The sequence below is a fragment of the Halomonas sp. SCS19 genome, from assembly GCF_040147015.1.
Lineage (GTDB): Bacteria > Pseudomonadota > Gammaproteobacteria > Pseudomonadales > Halomonadaceae > Halomonas > Halomonas litopenaei.
In genome coordinates, this window is sequence record NZ_JAMSHN010000001.1 from 1,495,555 (window position 1) to 1,514,275 (window position 18,721).

Genomic DNA, 18,721 nt, shown 5'->3' on the forward strand with positions numbered 1-18,721 from the left:
CGCAGCGCCCTTCAATGTCGTTTCTCCGCTCCGAGAGCGAGCCTTTCACCCGCTTCAATACGAGGACTCCGGCTTGTCACACTTACCGGTGATCGTGGGCATGGGCGGCGTCAACCCGGCCGGCCGTACCTCGGGCCACCAGGCCTTCCGTCGCACCGTGCTCGACGCCCTTCCCGAGGCCGAGCAGACCTCCACCCTGCTCGGCCTGGCGGCGATGATGCGCCTGGCGCACTGCGACGCCGACCAGCGCTGGCACAACGCCCAGGGGCAGGTGCTCGATGCCGCCCAGCTGGCGCAGGAGACCCGCGACCAGGTGCTCAGTCACACCCTGATTCGTCGCATCGAGGATCCCCGTTTCAATGACGAGGGGCTGCCCGCCAATCGCCGCGCCAACCTGGCGCTGGAATCGCCGTTGACCTTTCGCCTGCGCCGCAGGCAGCTACCGGACAACCTGCCGCCCACCTGGCAGGTGCGTGAGGTCGATCGCCATCATCTGGAAGTCACGGTACCCGCCGGCCAGATGGACGTGATGCTGCCGGAGACCCGCCAGGCCCAGGTCCGTGCCGCAGGCCAGTTGCCCAGCGGCTTCGACCCGAGTCAGCTCTACCGTAGCGTGCACCACCCGCGCGGGCTGTCCATGGCGGTATTCGCCGCCAGCGACTGCCTCGGTGACAGTGGACTCGACTGGGACTCGCTGCGCGACCGCCTGGACCCGGACGCCATCGCCGTCTATGCCGGCAACTCCATCGGTCAGCTCGACGACGAGGGCTGGGGAGGCCTGCTCAAGAGCTTCGTCTCGGGCAAGCGCGCCACCTCCAAGCAGATGCCGCTGGGCTACGGCCAGATGCCCGCTGACTTCCTCAATGCCTATGTGCTGGGTAGCGTCGGTGCCACCGGCGCCGCTCTGGGCGCCTGCGCCAGCTTCCTCTACAACCTGCGCCTGGGCATCGACGACATCAGAAGCGGCCGCCGCCGCATCGTCATGGTCGGCACCTCGGACGCCCCGATCACCCCCGAGATCATCGAGGGCTTTCGCACCATGGGGGCGCTGGCCGACGACGACAGCCTCAAGGCGCTGGACGCCCTGGAGCTTCTGACCGACGCCGACTACCAGCGCGCCAGCCGCCCCTTCGCCCGCAACTGCGGCTTTACCATGGGTGAGTCCAGCCAGTTCGTGATGCTGATGGACGACAGCCTGGCGCTGGAAGTGGGTGCCGATATCCTGGCCGCCGCACCGGAGGTGTTCGTCAACGCCGACGGCTGGAAGCGTTCGATCTCGGCCCCCGGCATCGGCAACTACGTGACCCTGGGCAAGGCCTGCTCGCTGATTCGCGACATGCTCGGCGAGACCAGCCTGCGAGAACGCAGCTATATCCACGCCCACGGCACCTCGACGCCGAAGAACCGCACCACCGAGTCCCATGTGTTCGACGCCGTGGCCAAGGCCCACGGCATCACCGACTGGCCGGTGGTGGCGATCAAGGCCTACCTTGGCCACTCCCAGGGCAGCGCCGCCGGCGACCAGCTCACCAACGCCCTGGGCAGCTTCGCCTACGGCCTGCTGCCGGGCATCTGTACCCTCGACCGGGTCGCCGACGACGTCCACGCCGAGCGCCTGCGACTGTTCAAGGACACCCAGGCGTTCAAGGCCGACGCCAGCCTGATCAACGCCAAGGGCTTTGGCGGCAACAACGCCACCGGGGTGCTGATCTCCCCCGAGGCCACCGAACGGCTGCTGGCCAAGCGCCACGGCGCCGATGCCATGGCCGCCTGGCGCGAGCGTCGCGAGGCCACGCGGGCCCAGGCCGCCGTCTACCACCAACAGGCCGATGCGGGACACTTCGCCGTGCGCTATCGTTTCGGTGAAGGCGTGCTGGAAGGCCCTGAGCTTGAGGTCGGTGCCGACAGCATCCACATCCCCGGCTACCAGCAGCCGGTGTCGCTGAGCGTGGACAATCCCTTTGGCCGGCTCGACGAAGCCGGCGACGAGCTGGACACGCCGTTCGCTGACGAGAGACAGGAGAAGAGGTGATGACCACCGCCATCTATCCTGGCACCTTCGATCCCATCACCAATGGCCACTATGACCTGATCGAGCGCGCCTCGCGGCTGTTCGGCAAGGTGGTGGTGGCCATCGCCTCGAGCCCTGGCAAGGGCCCGACGCTGGACCTGGACACCCGCCTGGCGCTGACCCGCGAGGTGGTTGCCTCCCTTGGCAACGTCGAGGTGGTGGGCTTTTCCGGCCTGATGACGGAGTTCATGAAAGAGCAGAACGCCCGGGTGCTGCTGAGAGGACTGCGCGCCGTCTCCGACTTCGAGTACGAGCTGCAATTGGCCAACATGAACCGCGCCCAGATGCCAGACCTGGAGACCGTGTTCCTGACCCCGGAGGTGGAGAACTCCTACATTTCCTCCACTCTGGTGCGGGAGATCTCTCGGCTGGGCGGCGACATCTCGAAGCATGTGCACCCCAAGGTCGCACAAACCCTGCGTAGCCATTACAATACTTGACCATCACACTGGGAATTGACCTCGGCGCGCTGCGATCAGGCCGTGGTCTTCCCGTTGATCCCGAACTCCAGGGTGGCTATCGGCCATGCCGAGCCCCCGTGCAGCCTGCCCGGCCCCCTCGCGACGGCGAGATTCCGGCGGCACGCTGCCTTGGCCCTGTGGCCACGACTCTGCGCGAGGACCCCCAATGTCACTGATGATCACCGACGAGTGCATCAACTGCGACGTCTGCGAACCGGAATGCCCCAATGGCGCCATTTCTCCCGGCGAGGAGATCTACGTCATCGACCCCAACCTGTGCACCGAATGCGTGGGCCACTATGACGAGCCCCAGTGCCAGCAGGTGTGTCCGGTGGACTGCATTCCGCTGGACCCGGAGCGGGTCGAGAGCCACGATCAGCTGATGGAGAAGTACCACATCATCACCGCTGCCTGAGTCCGGCAACGGGCCAGGCCTGCTCGACGACGCAAGCCACGCCCCGCACACCACCTCTCGCAAGCCACGACCCGAAAATCTCAACGAGCCGCCCAAGGGCGGCTCGTGTCGTTTCAAGGCCAGGGGCGGCACGCCGGCTAGAGCTTGATCACCGCCCGCCCACTCAAGGCGTCGGGCAGATCGGGGACGCTGATGCCCGCCACGCTCAAGGTCTTTATCGAAAGCGAGCGCTCAAGACACACCGTGAGGGTGTCGCCCTCGATCGCCACCCTGGCACCTTCGATGCAGCCAGGGGTATCGTCGGCGAGCCAGCCCATGGCCTCGATGCTGTCCAGCACTCGCTGGGTGGCCTCGGCCAGCATATCCTCGTCGGCGAGCCAGGGGGCGCTCGCCACCACCGCGGCAGACCTGGCCGCCTCGCTGGTCACCTGGGTCAACTGGTGCTGCTGCACCATGGCCACCGAATAGCTGACCAGGGCGTACAGCAACAGCAGGAAGATCGGCAGCACGATGGCAAACTCGATGGCCACTGCTCCGCCCTGGCGGCACGCCCGCGTGCCCTTGCCTCTATGCATGGTCTAGGTTCCTCCTCGACAGCCGGCCTGGGTTGCCTCGCAGGCAGTCAACGACTCGACGCCTCCGGCGTCCACCGCCAGCACCCGCACCTCCAGGGTGTTGATACCGATGCCCAACCCCTCGAGCAGCGGCTCGAGCAGTATCGTATTGACGTCCGTGAGGGTCCCGGACAACAGCGCCGAGAGCCCCAGGTCTGATAGCAGGCCGCTGAGCACGCCGGTCAGTTGAGCCCCCCCCTGGTCATCGAACTCCGCTCCCTTCTGCGCTGGCCAGCGGATGAGCTGCGTGGCATCACCAGTCCCGCCGGAGCGCACGGTCTGCGACACCGAGCCGATGCCGAGCAATCCAGTACCCTCCACCGACTGGGTAACCTCGAGCATTTCGCGCCTGGCGGCGAGCGTCAGCGCGAGGCTATCGTCCGCTGGGGCCAGTGAACCGATCGCCGCCTTGCCACTGGCCCCGGTCACTCGCGTGCTCGCCTTCACACCGATCAGCCCAAGAACATTCAGCTCGACATCCAGCGCCAGCCCGAGCTGGGCATTGCGTGCCACGCTGCGATAGCAACTGGAAGGTGCACAATCGCTCGCGAGGCTTGCCGCTGAGGGCCCCGGAGGGCCCACGGCGATGCTCGGCGGCGAGATAACGTCGAGTTCAAGCGAGATATCGGCAAGGCCTAGCCCCAGGCCGACAACAAGCGGCGAGAGATCGGCCACGCCGAGGTTGACGCCATCCTGCTGCTTGCTGGTCGTCAGCAGCAGCGCCCCTTCGAGCAGATCCCGTACCGGAACGCGCGCCTCGAGCAAGGATGTCATCGACACTTCGCCGCTGGTATCGATCGCCAGCAGCTCGCCCAGGGTGAAGCTCTCGCCTGGCGCGTCGCCAAGCACCGGGTTGCCACCCGCCAGATCCAACACCGATGCCAGTCGACTGCCCAGCGTGTGCAGATTCAGAGGTTCGTTCAAGGTCTGGGCCAAGTTCTGAGTCAGGCCCTCATCGAGGTCGACGTCCAGCGCGTCCACGTCCAGCACCTCGCCCAGGCTGACGTCCAGGCCCACGCCGTCATCTGCACCCAGCACGGTGAGATCGAGACTCCCCCCGATCAGCTTGCCGAGCAGCGCATCGAGCAGCGTCGACTCGCTGGTATCGAGCGCAAGCAGGCGGGTGCCGGCGCTCAGGGTCACCACCGCGGTTCGCCGCGCCACACCGCTGGCCTGGAGCATGACCAGATCTTCCACCTCGTTCCCGAGCAGCTCTCCCAGGTTGGCCAGCAGGCTGCTGGGCACCTGGCGGTTCAGGACCACGCTGACGGCGTTGGCCAGTCCCGCCTCGTCATCAAAAGCACCTTCATCGTCCAGCGCCCCCTGGGTCACCGCCAGAGTGGCCTCGCCCTGTTCGCTATCGGCGCCCACGACGACGCCGTTGGCCGCGGCGGCGGCGATGGCGGCCTGGCGCAGCTCTCCCGAGCGGCACGCCTCGCCCTGAAACAGCGCGTCGCAGCCTGCTGCCGTCGAGACCGCCGCCAGGTCGGCAGCCTGCTGAAGTCGGCGCTGCTCGAGATACAGGCGACCGGCGTCCAGTGCCAGCGTCACCACCACCACCAGTCCCACCAGCAAGAAGGCGGTCATCACGCCGATGGCGCCACGCTGGGAGGCTGGGCCACACCTGCGCTCCTTCGCTCGCCCAATCGCCTGAGCACGATCGCCCTCCGGCCAGCCGTTTCTGGCCTTTCCGGTTACGTGATTCGGCCAGGGCTCAACCCGCGGCGATGGCGCCATGGCACGTCTAGTCCTCGCCAAAGCCCGTCTCGATATAGCGCTCAGGAATCGGGTGGCCGAAGCTGTCCACATAGCGCTGGTAGATCTGACCTTGCACCTTGCCCGAAAGCGCCTGGGGCGAGGGTGACGCCAGGCGCCCGTCGCGCTGGACGGCCAGCAGCGTGCGGGTACGCTCGCCGAAGGGATCCCGGGTGGCCGGCAGGCGCACGACCTGCGACGAGGCAACGGCCTGGGAGCTGGTCTGCGCGGTTCCTGTCTGCTGCGCGCTGGCACTGTCGGGCCAGAACACCAGCGCCAGACTGACCAGCAGGCAGATAAGGGCGACGGTGACCAGCGTTCGCGGCTCGAGCAAGGTCTTTTTCGACAACAGGTTCGACAGCATGGACAGGCGCTCCTTGCACGGATGGATGGATCGACGAGGCTTCATGACTCTTCACTCTCGGCCTGCGCCCCCGGACGTGATACCGACCGCGATGCCGAGCCCGATGCAGAGAGCTCTGTGGCTGCAGCGCTATCGCGCACGCCCACCAGCCGTGCATCCACGCCGAAGTGCCGGGCGGCGTCGGCGGCACGCTGCCGCTGTCCGCTGCGGCTCAGCGCCAGCACCAGATTGGCGGCGGCCTGCTCGTGCCCCGGGTCCAGCTCGAGCGCGGTGCGGAACTCCTCGGCAGCGGCCCGATTGTCCCCCGCCAGCATCAGCAGATAGCCCAGGTCGTTGCGAATGCGTGGATCAATCGGCCGTGTCTGGCGGGCTTCGCGCATCAGCGCCAGCGCCTGCTCACGCCGTCCCTCACTGAAGGCATTGCGGGCCAACCCGCGATAGCCGTCCGCGGCCAGGCAGGTGCCCAGCAGGGCCTCGTAGGCCCGGTCGCTGGCGACAGTGTCGCCGACGGCGCGTAGCGCCTCGCCCTCAAGCCGCCAGGCCAGCGGTAGACCATAGTCGCCGGCCTCTAGATGGGCCGCGGCCGAGCGCGGCTTGTCGTCGTCCAGCATGCGCTGGATCAGCGACAGCTCGACGCCGATCTCGGCGTCGTAGCGTCGGCCACAGGGGCCGACGCTCTGCTCCGGGGCGGCCCGCGAGATGTCCGGTGACAGCGCGCCCAGCGCCGCCATCGACGTCGGGCCATCCGGTGTACTCGAGCATCCGGTCATCAGCACCACACCGGTGGCCAGCCACAGGGGACGCATCTTCGGTGATGGCGAGCGCTTGTTCAGCGTTGTTGTCATGCGCATGGGCGCCTCCAGCGATCCGTTGTCATGGTCCACCGAGCGACCCCATCAGGCCGCTCAGGTTGACCAGCGCAGGCCCTGCCATGACGATCAGCAGGGCGGGAAACAGGCACAGCATCATGACCAGCGACATGGTGCCGGAGAGCTGGCTGACCTTCTGTTGCAGCCGGGTACGCCGCTGCGCCCCGAGGCGATCGACCAGGGTCGCCAGACTATCCCTGGCTCGCCCGCCGGTACGGGCGATCTGGGCGAACAGCAGAAAGAACTGCTCGACCCCTTCGCTGGCCTGCACCGCGGCCGCCTCTTCCAGCACCCGTTCCCGGTCCTGGCCGCTGTCGATACGATTGGCCACGACACGTAGCTCCAGCACCATGTCCGGGGTGGTCGCACCAAGCTGCTGGATCAGCCGGTTGAGCAGGCTCTCCAGGGTCATGCCGGTGTCCCACAGCATCCGCGTCACCTGCAGCACCAGCTCGATATCCTCGTCGAGTCGCCGAATGCGCCGCCGCCGCTTGCGCTCCATGGCGAGCCAGCCGAGCCCGAGCGCGAAGCCTCCCCAGGCGGCTCCCATGGCGACCACCGCCAACGGTGGCCTACCACCGGCCAGCGCCAGAAGCCCCCCCAGCATCACCGCACCGACAGCGAGCACGCCCCAGGCCAGCAACACCGCAAGCTGCGCCTTGGCACCGACATGCCCACACTGGCGCAGACGCAGCGACAGTCGCGCCGCCATGCCCTGCTGACGGGACCGACTACGCCACAGGCCGCGCCCCTCGCGCAGCAGCCGGGATTCGTCGTGGCGTCGCTCGCCCTCGGCGCCCAGCGGCCGGCGGGCGCTGATCAACAGCAGTGACGCCGCCAGCGCCAACGCCATCACCGCCCCGCTCCACCATAGGTTCCACATCCGCGCCTCCTGTTCGTTATCGTCATGTCGCGACGCGCCCGGGTTTACACCGACTTGAGCATTCGCCACAGCAGCCAGCCGCCGCCGAGCTGCAGCGCCACCGCCAGCATCAACGCCTGGCGTCCGCCGGCGCTTTCGAGCATCGGTGCCAGAAATTCCGGCTGGGTGAAGTGGATAAACAGCGTCAACGCCAGCGGCGACAGTCCCAGCACCCAGGCGCTGACGCGGGTCTCGCCGGTCATGGCGGCGAGTTCTCGGCCGCTTTGCTCGCGTTGATGCAGGGCCGAGGCGAAGGCGTCGAGCATCTCGGAAAGGCTGCCGCCGTGACGCTGATTGATGCGTATCGCGGTGGCCAGCAGCCGCAGTTCGTCGAGCCTGAGTATCTGGCCCTCCCGGGCCAGGCCCTCGTCCAGCTCCTGGCCCAGCTGGCGACGCAGCTTTACCCGGGAAAGGGCATCCGACAACGGCGGTCGAGAGCGCTTGATGGCCTGTTCGAAGGCGGTTTCCAGGCCCTGACCGGCGCTGAGGCCTCGCGTGATATGCCCAAGAAAGGGCCCAAGCTGGCGCCTCGCCCGGCGTCGCAGCCTCGCCGCTCTGAAGCGAATCAGGGCGTTGGCTGCCAGCACCATGACCAGCACCATGGCGGGGCCCCACACCGCCCCCAGCCGCGACAGCAGTAGCATCGCCAGCACCAGCAGGCAGCCTCCCGACAGCGCCACGACGGCCGGCGAGGCCGGCAGCCCCGCTGCGGTGAGTCGCTCCACCAGCCACTCCATCAACGAATCCTGGGACATCAGCCGCCGCCGGGCGGTACGTGTGCCACCTGCGGCGCGTTCTGTAAGCGCACTGGCGCTCTTCAGCAGCAGCCAGGCGGCGCCCCCCAGGCATAGGGCTACCAGCGAAAACATCCCCCAGACCGTCATGGCGAAGGCTCCTGCAGGGAGCTCAGCAGCCGGCGCCAGCCGATCGGTGAGTCATCGTCGCCCGGTGGCTGCAGCGAGGGCACCGCGCCACCGCCGGCTCGGTACAAGGGCTCCAGCTGGACTTCGCCGCGCTGGAGACCACCGACTCGCAGTACCTCGGCCACCCGACGCTTGCCGTCGCTGCCCCGCTCCACATGGACGATCAGATCGAGGGCGGTGGTGATGATCTGGCGTACCAGGGCGTCGGTGCCCTGAAAGCGTGACATCCGTACCATCATTTCCAGGCGCACCACGGCGTCGCCGGCGGAGTTGGCGTGCACCGTGCTCATGGAGCCCTGGTGGCCGGTATTCATGGCCTGCAGCATGTCGAGCACCTCGTCGCCCCGGCTCTCCCCCAGCAGCACCCGGTCAGGACGCATGCGCAGGGCGTTCTTGACCAGGGCGCTGGCGCCGACTTCGCCCTCGCCTTCGATGTTTGGCGCCCGGGTCTCGAGGCGTACCACGTGTTGGCTCGCGAGTTGCAGCTCGGCGCTGTCCTCGATGGTCACCACCCGCTGGCTGGCCGGTATCGCCCCACTCAAGACGTTGAGCAGGGTGGTCTTGCCGGCACCGGTGCCACCGCTGATCAGCACATTGCAGCGCTCTTCCACCGCCCGGCGCAGAAAGGTCATGAGGTTGGGCGGCACACTGCCCATGGCCACCAGGTCATCGGCACCCAGCGCCTCGCGGCGAAACTTGCGAATCGACACGCTGGGGCCATTGAGCGACAGCGGCGCGATGATGGCGTTGACCCGGGAGCCGTCGGCCAGTCGCGCGTCGACCATGGGGCTCGACTCGTCCAGCCGTTTACCCAGGGGGGCCAGCATGCGTCGCACCACCCTCAGCACATGGTCGTCGTCGAGGAAGTTGACCGCGCAGGGTTCGAGCCGACCACCGCGCTCGATAAACACCTGGGAATGGCCGTTGATCAGGATGTCCGAGATACCGTCATCGGCGAGCAGCGGCTCCAGCGGCCCAAAGCCGTTGAGCTCGCGGCAGACACCTTCGACCAGCCGCTCGAGACACTCGTCGGAACGGGCGTAGCCCCTGAGTCTGAGGGTCTCCTCGATCAGCTCCCGCACCCGCTGGCGTAGCTGCAGCGGATCGTCCAGCAGCCCCCGTGAATCATCCTCGAGGCGCTCGATGACCAGCTGGTGCAACTCGCTGACCAGCCCAGGCCCCACGACCGGGGCGGACTGGGGCTCAGTTTCCTGGACTCGCTTTTGACGAAAGTGCATGCATCCTCCTGATCTCCGAACACCAGCCGTCGAACGCCAACCTTCAGGGACTGAAGCCGACCTCGGAGACACGCTGGATCTCCTGGGCATCACGGGGATCGAACATCAGCTCGAGAAAATTGGGGTCATAGTCCTCGAAAGCCTCCCCAGGCATCGGCCCCAGATCGACGCCGGCAGCAAGTGGCCGCACCAGGTGGGGGGTCACGATCATCACCAGCTCCTTCTCGTCGCGATCCAGTCGGGTGGAGCGAAAGAAGCTGCCGATCACCGGGATATCGCCAAGCCCCGGAATCTTGTCCACGCTCTGGATGATGTTGCGACTGACCAGGCCACTGATGATGAAGCTCTCGCCGTTGCCGAGCTGCACGGTGGTGTCGGTCCTGCGCACGTTGAGTGCCGGCACCGCCACTCCTGCGGTCTGCACGCCCCGGGAGAAGTCGAGTTCGGACACCTCGGGCGCCACCTTGAGCATGATCCGACGCTCATCGAGCACCGTCGGCGTCAGCTGCAGGCGAATACCGAACTCCTTGAAGTCGACGCTGATCTCGTCATCGCCGCTTTGCACCGGGAAGGGAAACTCGCCACCGGCCAGGAAGCTGGCGGTCTGGCCCGACAGGCTGACCAGGCTGGGTTCGGCCAGGGTGTAGGCGAAGCCGTTGGCGCTCAGCGCACTGATCGCCGAAAGCACCCCGCTGGTGTTGACCTGGATGATCGAGAAGCCACCGTCTCCGGCGTTGGGTGCCACCGCACCGCCAGAAAGGAAGTCGAGGGTCTCGTCGCTGCGCCCCAGCGCGAAGCGGGTCGAGCCGGCCTGGTTGCGACCGATGAAGAAGCCGGCCGAGGCCATGCGACTGCGGTTGACCTCGACGACGCGGATATCCGTCTGCACCTGAACAGGGCCTAGCTGCTGGCTGGCATCGATGGGAGGGGTAGCGAAGCGTGACACCGCCTGATCGTGGCGTTCCAGCGACCTCGTAACGCCACGGATCTCGGCGCTGGAAGAATGGGGGGCCAGCGAGTACTCGCCTTCGAGCCCCTCGCCGCCGGCGGGACGTACCTGAATGAGCGTCTCACGGGGCTGGCTGGCCCCCGCCGTCCACACCTTGAGGGTGGTGCTGCCCGGCCCCACCGCGGTGACCAGCAGCGAACGCGGGTCCAGAACCTGGGCCTCGACCACGTCTCCCCGCCCCACCGCCGTGCGGGTGATACGGCCGGGCTGGCCCAGCCACTCCTGATCGCCGACCGCCAGGGTCAGCGGCGGCTGTTGCGCCAGCGCCTGGCCGTTGCTTGTCGTGACGCCGGCCAGCATAAGTGCCAGACCGACTACAAGGCCAAGCACCAGGCTACGCCCAAGGCCGAACATCAGGCACGGTGCCGAGGGGGCCGCGTTCGCCAGACGGCTAACCGGTGTTCCGGCGCACGTACCCCCGCGCCCCGATCTGCGTGGGACGATCTCATTGTCTCGCGTCATGGTCCTTCCTGTTCCCTGCGCGGGCGCGGTATCTCGCCTTTCCCTCGGCGACTACCGGCCTCTCGTTATGGTTGTCTGCCTGCTTCCTCCACCGCCGTCACGGCAGGGTGACCACGCTGCGACTGGCGCCGACGTGCTGCACCACCCGATAGCCGGTCTGTGGCGGCGCGGGAGCACTTTTCGCTGCCGGTCGCTCGACACCGGTCAACTCCTCGAAGCTGACGGTCTGGCCCGGCTCACTGAGGCTCTGGCCCAGGGATACCGGCAGGAAGCTGGCGCCGCCTGCCATCATGCGCAGATCATCGATCCCCTCGCCAAAGCCGGCGGCCTCCTCGCTGCCCACCACCGCCAGGCGCAGCCGCCCGGTGGTCTCGGCCAGCAGCAACCGGGCGGTCTCGGTCTCGGGCATCGCCAGCACCGCGGTGCGCTCTCCACCCTTTTCGTCGTCACCGTCCACGCCCACCAGTCGCTCGCCGACCCCCAGCACCGACACGTCGGCAAACAGTCGTCGCGCCAGGCGGTGTCGCTCGCCACCATCCCCCTGAGCCTCGGCAAAATAGAGCACGTCGACGCGATCCCCCGGGGCGACGAAACCACCGCCACCGATCACCGCATCGATGCCGACCCCCACCGCGCGAAAGCCCGGTGGCACCACCTCGGCCAGAGCGCTGCCACCGACAAAGCCGCTTTCACGCAGCACGTCGCCTTCCGCCAGAGGACGTGCCAGGCGCGTGTCGGGCAACTGATCGAGAGCAGAGAAGGTGCTTGCAGGCGGCTCGGGGAAGTAGGCCAGGCGCAACGCGTCTTCGAGATCGGCAGGACGTTCCCCCGCTGCCAGGTCCCTGGCCGCCACCAGAACCGGATGGCCCAGAGGTTCGGGGGAAATGGTCTCTAGCGCGACGTTAGCGCCTTTAGACGGGTCCCCTTTGGAACCTAGATTCCAGCCAACAATTGCCAGCCCAAGGGCAACAATCACCAGGATTGCTGCCATTGCCCTCAAGACACGTGGACTAAGGCTTTCTTTCTCGCCGGAACTTGCCATCAGCTAGTCTCCACCACTTACGCACTTACCCGAAGCCAATCGAAAAGAAGGTCATTATTTAAAAAACCATCTCAACCCTCGGTAGTAAGTGCGCTTTTGACGTCATCCAGAAGGCCGTCCAGAAGTGTTGTCAGTGTCCCGGCTTCACCGCCACCGAAAACCAGAAAAAGCGCGGCGGCTATAAGAGCCACGACAACGCCATACTCGATAGCGGTAGCACCGCGCTGTCCACGGTAGCGGGGGTGATTCAGGGTGGAAATATTGCGCACAGGGGCCGCCTCGCCCCGGGAAAAGCGCTGGAATACTTTCATTTTGACACTCCTGCGTAAAATCGTTTTTTTCTTTGTATATCGTCAGCTTTTCGCGAGTGATTCCTGTTTTCTTCTTATACCTCCTGCCTTTTATTAATCCTTTTTTATTAATATCGACCTCCCTTTATTAGTAGTCATCCTGACTATTTTTGTCATCCTCTAGAATGAAACCAAACGTATCTATTGATTAACAGGAGATACAGATTGTTTCATCACACGAGATGACACTTGAATGATATATCGGACATTTCAACTCCAGACATGGCCCTGCCCTGAGCAACCACTTCCCGCAACGCGACCGCCATGCCTGGCGACGGCATTACCTTGAGGCCGTCGCCTTGGGGTCATGGCCTTGACCCACTTCCCCCATCACCGGACACTTGCCCACCTCGCCGCCGTCCCGTTGCGCCCTTGCCTTCAGCCGAACAGGCCTTTCATCGTGTCGACCTCCACCAGCACCTTCTCGTCCACCCTCGAACGCCTGCCGCGCATCGCCGGCCTGGCCTGGCCGATCATCCTGTCCAATATCACGGTGCCGCTGCTGGGCCTCGTCGACACCGCCGTGGTCGGCCACCTGCCCGACTCACGCTACCTGGCCGGAGTGACGCTGGGCGCGACCCTGTTCGGCTTCCTCTACTGGGGGTTTGGCTTTCTGCGCATGGGGACCACCGGCCTGACCTCCCAGGCGCTGGGACGCGAGCGCGACGATCAGGTGCGCCATCTGCTGGGGCAGTCGTTGCTGTTGGCAGGAGGGATCGGACTTGCGCTGATCCTGCTGGGTGACCCGCTGATCGCGCTGGGGCTATGGCTACTGGATGGAAGCCCCGAGGCTACCGGGCTCGCCGAGAGCTATGCCGCCATTCGTCTGCTGTCGGCGCCAGCGGTGCTGGCCAACTACGCCATCCTCGGCTGGTTCCTCGGCCAGCAGAACAGTCGAGTGACACTGTTGCTGCTGCTGACCAACAACGGCGTCAATATCGTGCTCGATGTGCTGTTCGTGGTGGGGCTCGACATGACCAGCGACGGCGTGGCCTGGGCCACGGTAATCGCCGACTACACCACCGCCGCCCTGGGGCTGTGGCTGTGCCGTCGACGCCTGGGCCGACTGGGTGGACATTTCGAGCGGGCGCGACTGTTGACCATTGGCGCCTACCGGGAGCTGTTCTCGGTCAACGCCAACCTGTTCGTGCGCACCCTTGGCCTGCTGTTCGCCCAGGCCTTCTTTACCGCCCAGGGGGCGTCCCAGGGGGACACCGTGCTGGCCGCCAACGCGGTGCTGCTGCAGTTCATCATGCTGACTTCCTACGGCCTGGACGGCTTCGCCAACGCCGCCGAGGCCCTTACCGGTCACGCCATCGGTCGCCGTCGTTTCGATGACTTCGCTCTCTCGGTGCGCGCGGCGGCGTTGTGCTCGCTGGCCACCGCGGCCCTGGCAAGCCTCGCCTTCGCGCTAGGCGGCAACGCCCTGATCGCGCTGCTTACCGGCCTGCCGGAGGTGCGCGCCACGGCGGCCCAGTTTCTGCCCTGGATGGTCGCCATGCCGCTGATCGCGGTGTGGAGCTACCTGCTCGATGGGGTCTTCATCGGCGCCACCGCGATTGCAGAAATGCGCAACTCCATCTTCATCGGTCTGGCGGTCTATCTACCGCTGTGGTGGCTGACCCAGGGTCTCGGCAACCACGGCCTGTGGCTGGCCTTTACGACCTTTACCGCAGTGCGCTCGGCGGTACTTGTGACCTACTATCTTCGCTATCGCAGCACGCGCTGGCGTGACACCGCCTGAGGAGCGACGGCCGAAGATCACCGATGGTGAATGTGCCGAGACGTTATCTGCCTTAAAGGTGGTTTTGACTCACGGGCGCCTGCTGCGGCACCGTTGACTCCCAGTGGCCCGGGAAGGCCCTCTTTCACAACCAGAAGAAGCGATACACGCCATGCTGAGAGCATTGTCACGACCCGCCGTGAAACTGGTGGAACGCTATCTGCCAGATCCCTACATCTTCGTCCTGTTGCTGACGATCATCGCCGCCGCAGCAGCCATCGCCATCGAACGCCAGTCGCCCATGGCCGTGCTCACCTATTGGGGTGATGGCTTCTGGAACCTGCTGAGCTTCTCCATGCAGATGCTGCTGGTGCTGGTCACCGGCTTCATGCTGGCAAGCTCACCGCCGGTCAAGCGACTGCTGCAGAGCCTGGCAGGCCTTGCCAACAATGCCGGCGCCGCCATCCTGCTGGTGACCCTGGTGTCGCTGGCGGCCAGCTGGATCAACTGGGGCTTCGGCCTGGTGGTCGGCGCCCTGTTCGCCAAGGAGCTGGCCCGGGTCATTCGGGTGGACTACCGCCTGCTGGTGGCCAGCGCCTACTCCGGCTTCGTGGTCTGGCACGGTGGTCTTGCCGGCTCGGTGCCGCTGACCATCGCCACCGATGGCCACTTCTCGGTGGAGCAGATCGGCGTGATCGGCACCAGCGAGACGATCTTCTCCTACTTCAACCTGTTGATCGTGCTAGCTCTTTTCATCGCGGTGCCGCTGGTCAACCGGCTGATGCTGCCCGGCGAAAAGGAAAGCGTCTACGTCGATCCGGCGCTGCTGGGAGATGACGAGGACCGTCGGGTACGCATCACCCGCCCGGCCGAGCGCCTCGAGAACAGCATGACTCTGGCGCTGCTGGTAGGCGTACCGGGTCTGATCTATCTAATCAGCTACTTCGTCGGCGGCGGCGGTCTGAACCTGAACGTGGTCAACTTCATGTTCCTGTTCCTGGCCATCATCCTCCACCGCACCCCCCAGAGCCTGCTCAACAGCCTGCACGAGGGCATCAAGGGTGGCGCCGGCATCGTCATCCAGTTCCCCTTCTACGCCGGCATCATGGCCATCATGATCCAGTCGGGACTGGCCGAGACCATGTCCGAGGCGATGATCTCCTTTGCCACCGAGACCAGCCTGCCGTTCTGGACCTTCCTCAGCGCAGGCATCGTCAACATGTTCGTGCCCTCCGGCGGCGGCCAGTGGGCGGTTCAGGCCCCGGTGGTCATTCCTGCCGCCCAGGCGCTTGGCGTAGATATTCCCCGTGCAGCCATGGCCGTGGCCTGGGGTGACGCCTGGACCAACCTGCTGCAGCCCTTCTGGGCGCTGCCGGTACTTGGCATCGCCGGGCTAAAGGCCAAGGACATCATGGGCTTCTGCCTGATCCAGTTGTTCGTCACCGGTATCATCATCTCGGTCTGCCTGACCTGGCTGTAGAGGCCTCCCGGAGCGTCAGCCGGGCGCCTGGCGGCCTGTACAGCCGAGGCGACAACTGACTTTCAACGAGCGCCTTGTCCCCTTGCCGGGGGGCAAGGCGTTATGCTGTGGTGGAGCGCCAGACAGACGCCAACAGCCCCCCCCGCGCACCGTATTCCGAGGAAACTTCGATGGCAGAGCAGAGCCTACCGGGTCAGCACGAATTGAGCATGACCGTACTGATGACCCCCGACATGGCCAATTTCAGTGGCAAGGTACACGGTGGCGCCATCCTCAAGAAGCTCGACGAGGTCGCCTACGCCTGCGCCAGTCGCTACTCGGGCCATTATGTGGTGACCCTGTCGGTGGACCAGGTGCGCTTCAAGCAACCGATCCACGTGGGCGAGCTGGTGACCTTTCTGGCCAGCGTCAACCATGTGGGCCGCTCTTCCATGGAGATCGGCATCAAGGTGGTGGCGGAGGACATCCGCCAGAAGGTCATTCGCCACACCAACAGCTGCTACCTGACCATGGTGGCGGTGGACCCCGACGGCCGCCCGGCCTCGGTGCCTCCGCTGACCCTGGACACGCCGATCCGCAAGCTGCGCTACGAAAAAGCCGCGCTGCGCAAGAAGTTGCGCAAGCAGGCCGAAGAGGAAGAGATGCGAACGAACCAGGAACTGGGCGAGCGCTGACGGCGTACCATCCCCCGACAGCTCGATACGTCTTCACACAACAAGTCCACACAACAAGGCCGCCCCGAAGGGCGGCCTTGTCGATTGCCGGGCGGGCAGCGTGACGCTCAGCCGCAGGCCAGCTCACGAATGACATCGGCATCATCCAGGCGCACGTTGAGGCGATCCAGCCGCAGGTCCATGGTGGCAACCCCGCCGGGACGCAGCACCCGCACCGTCTTGGCCCCGCTCTCGGCCTTGAGCCGTTCATCGAAACTGGCGTCGTAGCTCTGGCCGACCAGACCCTGCACCGCCTCGGCGTCGCAGGCCTCGGCCAGGGGAGCGCGCTCCGGCGGCAGCGGTGCCGGTTCGCCAGATCCGCCGGACGACGACGAGCAGCCGGCCAGAGCCGCGACCAGCAGCAGGGGAAGAAGTGGTTTCATCGATGGCCTCCAGTGCCAGAAATCCTTGTGCAAGCGCCCGCCAGCCTCGTATCGCTGCAGCGCGCCTCAAAACCTATCACGACGCTGCGCCTGACGGACAGGCCGTGGTCAACTCGTTGCCAACTGACAGACCTGGCGGTCGGGACGACGAACATGGAACCTGTTGGAGACAGCAATGACGGGAAAGTTCCGACGGAGAAACGGATAGCGCGAGTCAGCAGAGGCACGGCGACAAAGAGCCCCCATGGGGAGAACAGCGACGACGAGGCGGCTCACCGCCGTGGCTCTTCTCGCTGCCCCTGCGTTTCCTGGCTCGGTCTAGCGGGAACGTTTCCGGCTAGACCGAGCTTTTCTGGCTAGCTGGAGCTTTTCTGGATCGCCTCTCCACCCTTCTCGATATCCTCGCCCACCCCACGAACGGTGTTGCAGCCGTTCAACAGCGCCAGGGTGAATACTGATACCAGAATCAACGACAGCATCCTTTTCATGGTTCCTATCTCCTTGCAGCCAGGCAGGTAAGCGAAATACATCATCCTCTGACAATCTAGCACGATCACCGCCCATCGCTAGCCTCCCAGCCAACGCTCGGACGAGGTAATCCGCCACGCGGCACAACGCCAGACGCCGTCCGGCAACTGCGAAGCCCCTCACGACAGCGCCAGCTTGAGAATGATCACGCCAATCACCGCCACCGTCAGCCACTTGACCACCATGGCGCCACGGGAACTCATGTTGACCTTCACCGCCAGCCAGGCCCCGGTCATGCTGCCGGCAGCCAGCACCAGGCCGTAGCTCCAGCGCACCTGGTCGTGCCACAGAAAGATGGCCAGCGCCGGCAGGGTGTAGACCAGGATGATCAGTACCTTGAAGGCGTTGACCTGGCCAAGATCGATCTTGAGCATGCGATAGAGCACGATCATGAACAGGATGCCGACACCCACCTGCAGGAAGCCGCCATAGAGCCCGATGACAAACATCGCCAGATAGACCCCCGGGGTCAGTCGCTCGACGGTCAGCGGGCGGGTGTCGAGCTTCGGCTGGGGCAACAGCATGATGATCGCCGCGGCCACCATCACCACCATCAAAATGGTTTCGAACAGGGCGTCGCTGACCCTGAGCGCCAGCCACACCCCCAGCATCGAGCCCAGTACCGCGGGCACCGACAGGCGCAGGCTGAGACGGATATGACGGGCACCGGCGCGGAAGAAGTTGGCCACCGCCGACACGCTCTGCAGGGTGATCGACACCCGGTTGGTACCGTTGGCCACCTGCGGCGGCAGGCCCAGAAACATCAACAGCGGCAGGGTCAGCATCGAGCCCCCGGCCGCCAGCACATTGATAAAACCTGCCACGATACCCGCAAGCAGCAGGGCCACTCCCTCGACTGGCGTCATCTGTCGTCCTCTGTTCGAATCATCTACGTTGTCACCCTGCCCACCCGCTCTGATGTACCCTAGGCGCTGGACACCATCCTGGAGGCCTTGCATGAGCGACTTCGTCGTCGATCCGCGCCTCGTCGCGGACAGCTACCCCATCACCGAACTGCCACTGTGTCAGCTGCGGCTGATGGACGACGCCCGCTATCCCTGGCTGGTGCTGATCCCGCGCCGCGCCGAGGTGAGCGAGGTGTACGATCTGTCCGAACAGGACCAGCAGCAGCTATGGCGAGAGGCCACCCGCATCGGCAAGGCGTTGAAGGCCTATGCCAGCGGCGACAAGCTCAATATCGCCAGCCTCGGCAATATGGTCGCGCAACTGCACATCCACGTCATCGTTCGCCACCAGGGAGACCCCGCCTGGCCTGGCCCGGTGTGGGGTCAGGGGCAGGCGACGCCCTACGACAAGGACAGCCTTGCCGCCACCAAGGACCGTATCCTGGCGCTGGCAGGCGGGCTGTCCTTCAAGGGTTAAACGAGACGGTGTCATG

20 protein-coding genes are annotated in these 18,721 nt (G+C 65.6%); 7 read left to right on the forward strand and 13 right to left on the reverse strand.

The window, feature by feature from the left end; translation table 11 throughout:
• The first annotated feature begins 100 nt into the window (after nt 1-100).
• From NFH97_RS06350 to NFH97_RS06360, 3 genes are all read left to right on the forward strand, one after another.
• Nucleotides 101-2,032, forward strand: coding sequence for a beta-ketoacyl synthase (locus tag NFH97_RS06350; protein WP_045991411.1), 1,932 nt, complete (start codon nt 101-103; stop codon nt 2,030-2,032).
• Nucleotides 2,032-2,511 (forward strand): pantetheine-phosphate adenylyltransferase, encoded by a 480-nt coding sequence (gene coaD / locus NFH97_RS06355; RefSeq protein WP_045991410.1) that lies wholly within the window; start codon nt 2,032-2,034, stop codon nt 2,509-2,511. Before NFH97_RS06350 ends, coaD begins: the two co-directional genes overlap by 1 nt.
• Nucleotides 2,512-2,698: 187 nt before the next feature.
• On the forward strand, nt 2,699-2,947 hold the full coding sequence (locus NFH97_RS06360; protein WP_045991409.1) for a YfhL family 4Fe-4S dicluster ferredoxin: 249 nt from the start codon (nt 2,699-2,701) through the stop codon (nt 2,945-2,947).
• 137 nt (nt 2,948-3,084) lie between these two features.
• Here NFH97_RS06360 and NFH97_RS06365 read toward each other — a convergent pair whose 3' ends face one another.
• The 10 genes from NFH97_RS06365 to NFH97_RS06410 all read right to left on the reverse strand — a co-directional run bounded on the left by NFH97_RS06365 (nt 3,085) and on the right by NFH97_RS06410 (nt 12,456).
• Nucleotides 3,085-3,522 carry a TadE/TadG family type IV pilus assembly protein gene (locus tag NFH97_RS06365; protein WP_349624561.1) on the reverse strand — a complete coding sequence of 146 codons (438 nt, stop codon included), beginning with the start codon at nt 3,520-3,522 and terminating at the stop codon, nt 3,085-3,087.
• 3 nt (nt 3,523-3,525) lie between these two features.
• A complete protein-coding gene (locus NFH97_RS06370) occupies nt 3,526-5,151 on the reverse strand; it encodes a pilus assembly protein TadG-related protein (protein ID WP_349624562.1) in 1,626 nt (541 codons plus the stop codon).
• Nucleotides 5,152-5,305: 154 nt separating this feature from the next.
• Nucleotides 5,306-5,725, reverse strand: a complete 420-nt coding sequence (locus NFH97_RS06375; protein WP_083970208.1) for a DUF3613 domain-containing protein — start codon at nt 5,723-5,725, stop codon at nt 5,306-5,308.
• Complete coding sequence (locus tag NFH97_RS06380; protein WP_349624563.1) at nt 5,722-6,531, reverse strand: tetratricopeptide repeat protein; 810 nt, start codon at nt 6,529-6,531, stop codon at nt 5,722-5,724. Before NFH97_RS06380 ends, NFH97_RS06375 begins: the two co-directional genes overlap by 4 nt.
• Before the next feature lie 22 nt (nt 6,532-6,553).
• Nucleotides 6,554-7,432, reverse strand: coding sequence for a type II secretion system F family protein (locus NFH97_RS06385; RefSeq protein ID WP_222568320.1), 879 nt, complete (start codon nt 7,430-7,432; stop codon nt 6,554-6,556).
• A 44-nt stretch (nt 7,433-7,476) separates the two neighbouring features.
• Nucleotides 7,477-8,355 carry a type II secretion system F family protein gene (locus NFH97_RS06390; RefSeq protein ID WP_124804983.1) on the reverse strand — a complete coding sequence of 293 codons (879 nt, stop codon included), beginning with the start codon at nt 8,353-8,355 and terminating at the stop codon, nt 7,477-7,479.
• Nucleotides 8,352-9,632, reverse strand: a complete 1,281-nt coding sequence (locus tag NFH97_RS06395; RefSeq protein ID WP_222515740.1) for a TadA family conjugal transfer-associated ATPase — start codon at nt 9,630-9,632, stop codon at nt 8,352-8,354. The genes NFH97_RS06390 and NFH97_RS06395 overlap by 4 nt, the downstream gene beginning before the upstream one ends.
• 43 nt (nt 9,633-9,675) lie before the next feature.
• Complete coding sequence (locus tag NFH97_RS06400; protein WP_348827500.1) at nt 9,676-10,971, reverse strand: type II and III secretion system protein family protein; 1,296 nt, start codon at nt 10,969-10,971, stop codon at nt 9,676-9,678.
• A 229-nt stretch (nt 10,972-11,200) separates the two neighbouring features.
• Nucleotides 11,201-12,094 carry a Flp pilus assembly protein CpaB gene (gene cpaB / locus NFH97_RS06405; protein WP_349624564.1) on the reverse strand — a complete coding sequence of 298 codons (894 nt, stop codon included), beginning with the start codon at nt 12,092-12,094 and terminating at the stop codon, nt 11,201-11,203.
• 122 nt (nt 12,095-12,216) lie between these two features.
• The gene (locus NFH97_RS06410; RefSeq protein ID WP_349624565.1) at nt 12,217-12,456 is read right to left on the reverse strand and encodes a Flp family type IVb pilin; all 240 of its coding nucleotides are present in this window, start codon (nt 12,454-12,456) and stop codon (nt 12,217-12,219) included.
• Nucleotides 12,457-12,895: 439 nt separating this feature from the next.
• Between NFH97_RS06410 and NFH97_RS06415 the strand changes: the two genes are divergently transcribed.
• The 3 genes from NFH97_RS06415 to NFH97_RS06425 all read left to right on the forward strand — a co-directional run bounded on the left by NFH97_RS06415 (nt 12,896) and on the right by NFH97_RS06425 (nt 16,372).
• Nucleotides 12,896-14,239 (forward strand): MATE family efflux transporter, encoded by a 1,344-nt coding sequence (locus tag NFH97_RS06415; protein WP_231498423.1) that lies wholly within the window; start codon nt 12,896-12,898, stop codon nt 14,237-14,239.
• A 151-nt stretch (nt 14,240-14,390) separates the two neighbouring features.
• Complete coding sequence (locus tag NFH97_RS06420) at nt 14,391-15,698, forward strand: short-chain fatty acid transporter (protein ID WP_045991402.1); 1,308 nt, start codon at nt 14,391-14,393, stop codon at nt 15,696-15,698.
• A 170-nt stretch (nt 15,699-15,868) separates the two neighbouring features.
• The gene (locus tag NFH97_RS06425) at nt 15,869-16,372 is read left to right on the forward strand and encodes an acyl-CoA thioesterase (protein ID WP_045991401.1); all 504 of its coding nucleotides are present in this window, start codon (nt 15,869-15,871) and stop codon (nt 16,370-16,372) included.
• A gap of 107 nt (nt 16,373-16,479) precedes the next feature.
• On the opposite strand, the gene NFH97_RS06430 is transcribed toward NFH97_RS06425, so the two are convergent.
• The 3 genes from NFH97_RS06430 to NFH97_RS06440 all read right to left on the reverse strand — a co-directional run bounded on the left by NFH97_RS06430 (nt 16,480) and on the right by NFH97_RS06440 (nt 18,188).
• Nucleotides 16,480-16,794: an I78 family peptidase inhibitor gene (locus NFH97_RS06430; RefSeq protein WP_349624566.1), complete on the reverse strand. Its 315-nt coding sequence runs from the start codon at nt 16,792-16,794 to the stop codon at nt 16,480-16,482.
• Between the two features lie 356 nt (nt 16,795-17,150).
• A complete protein-coding gene (locus NFH97_RS06435) occupies nt 17,151-17,282 on the reverse strand; it encodes an entericidin A/B family lipoprotein (RefSeq protein ID WP_045991399.1) in 132 nt (43 codons plus the stop codon).
• A gap of 159 nt (nt 17,283-17,441) precedes the next feature.
• The gene (locus NFH97_RS06440) at nt 17,442-18,188 is read right to left on the reverse strand and encodes a sulfite exporter TauE/SafE family protein (protein ID WP_045991398.1); all 747 of its coding nucleotides are present in this window, start codon (nt 18,186-18,188) and stop codon (nt 17,442-17,444) included.
• 91 nt (nt 18,189-18,279) lie between these two features.
• Between NFH97_RS06440 and NFH97_RS06445 the strand changes: the two genes are divergently transcribed.
• The gene (locus tag NFH97_RS06445) at nt 18,280-18,705 is read left to right on the forward strand and encodes an HIT family protein (protein ID WP_045991397.1); all 426 of its coding nucleotides are present in this window, start codon (nt 18,280-18,282) and stop codon (nt 18,703-18,705) included.
• Nucleotides 18,706-18,721 lie beyond the last annotated feature (16 nt).

What these genes read in the sequence shown, in the direction of transcription:
- NFH97_RS06350 (WP_045991411.1), top strand. Translation starts at nt 101, where the DNA reads ATGGGCGGCGTCAACCCGGCCGGCCGTACCTCGGGCCACCAGGCCTTC.
- coaD (WP_045991410.1), top strand. Translation starts at nt 2,032, where the DNA reads ATGACCACCGCCATCTATCCTGGCACCTTCGATCCCATCACCAATGGC.
- NFH97_RS06360 (WP_045991409.1), top strand. Translation starts at nt 2,699, where the DNA reads ATGTCACTGATGATCACCGACGAGTGCATCAACTGCGACGTCTGCGAA.
- NFH97_RS06365 (WP_349624561.1), bottom strand. Translation starts at nt 3,522, where the DNA reads ATGCATAGAGGCAAGGGCACGCGGGCGTGCCGCCAGGGCGGAGCAGTG.
- NFH97_RS06375 (WP_083970208.1), bottom strand. Translation starts at nt 5,725, where the DNA reads ATGAAGCCTCGTCGATCCATCCATCCGTGCAAGGAGCGCCTGTCCATG.
- NFH97_RS06380 (WP_349624563.1), bottom strand. Translation starts at nt 6,531, where the DNA reads ATGCGCATGACAACAACGCTGAACAAGCGCTCGCCATCACCGAAGATG.
- NFH97_RS06385 (WP_222568320.1), bottom strand. Translation starts at nt 7,432, where the DNA reads ATGTGGAACCTATGGTGGAGCGGGGCGGTGATGGCGTTGGCGCTGGCG.
- NFH97_RS06390 (WP_124804983.1), bottom strand. Translation starts at nt 8,355, where the DNA reads ATGACGGTCTGGGGGATGTTTTCGCTGGTAGCCCTATGCCTGGGGGGC.
- NFH97_RS06395 (WP_222515740.1), bottom strand. Translation starts at nt 9,632, where the DNA reads ATGCACTTTCGTCAAAAGCGAGTCCAGGAAACTGAGCCCCAGTCCGCC.
- cpaB (WP_349624564.1), bottom strand. Translation starts at nt 12,094, where the DNA reads ATGGCAGCAATCCTGGTGATTGTTGCCCTTGGGCTGGCAATTGTTGGC.
- NFH97_RS06410 (WP_349624565.1), bottom strand. Translation starts at nt 12,456, where the DNA reads ATGAAAGTATTCCAGCGCTTTTCCCGGGGCGAGGCGGCCCCTGTGCGC.
- NFH97_RS06420 (WP_045991402.1), top strand. Translation starts at nt 14,391, where the DNA reads ATGCTGAGAGCATTGTCACGACCCGCCGTGAAACTGGTGGAACGCTAT.
- NFH97_RS06425 (WP_045991401.1), top strand. Translation starts at nt 15,869, where the DNA reads ATGGCAGAGCAGAGCCTACCGGGTCAGCACGAATTGAGCATGACCGTA.
- NFH97_RS06430 (WP_349624566.1), bottom strand. Translation starts at nt 16,794, where the DNA reads ATGAAACCACTTCTTCCCCTGCTGCTGGTCGCGGCTCTGGCCGGCTGC.
- NFH97_RS06435 (WP_045991399.1), bottom strand. Translation starts at nt 17,282, where the DNA reads ATGAAAAGGATGCTGTCGTTGATTCTGGTATCAGTATTCACCCTGGCG.
- NFH97_RS06440 (WP_045991398.1), bottom strand. Translation starts at nt 18,188, where the DNA reads ATGACGCCAGTCGAGGGAGTGGCCCTGCTGCTTGCGGGTATCGTGGCA.
- NFH97_RS06445 (WP_045991397.1), top strand. Translation starts at nt 18,280, where the DNA reads ATGAGCGACTTCGTCGTCGATCCGCGCCTCGTCGCGGACAGCTACCCC.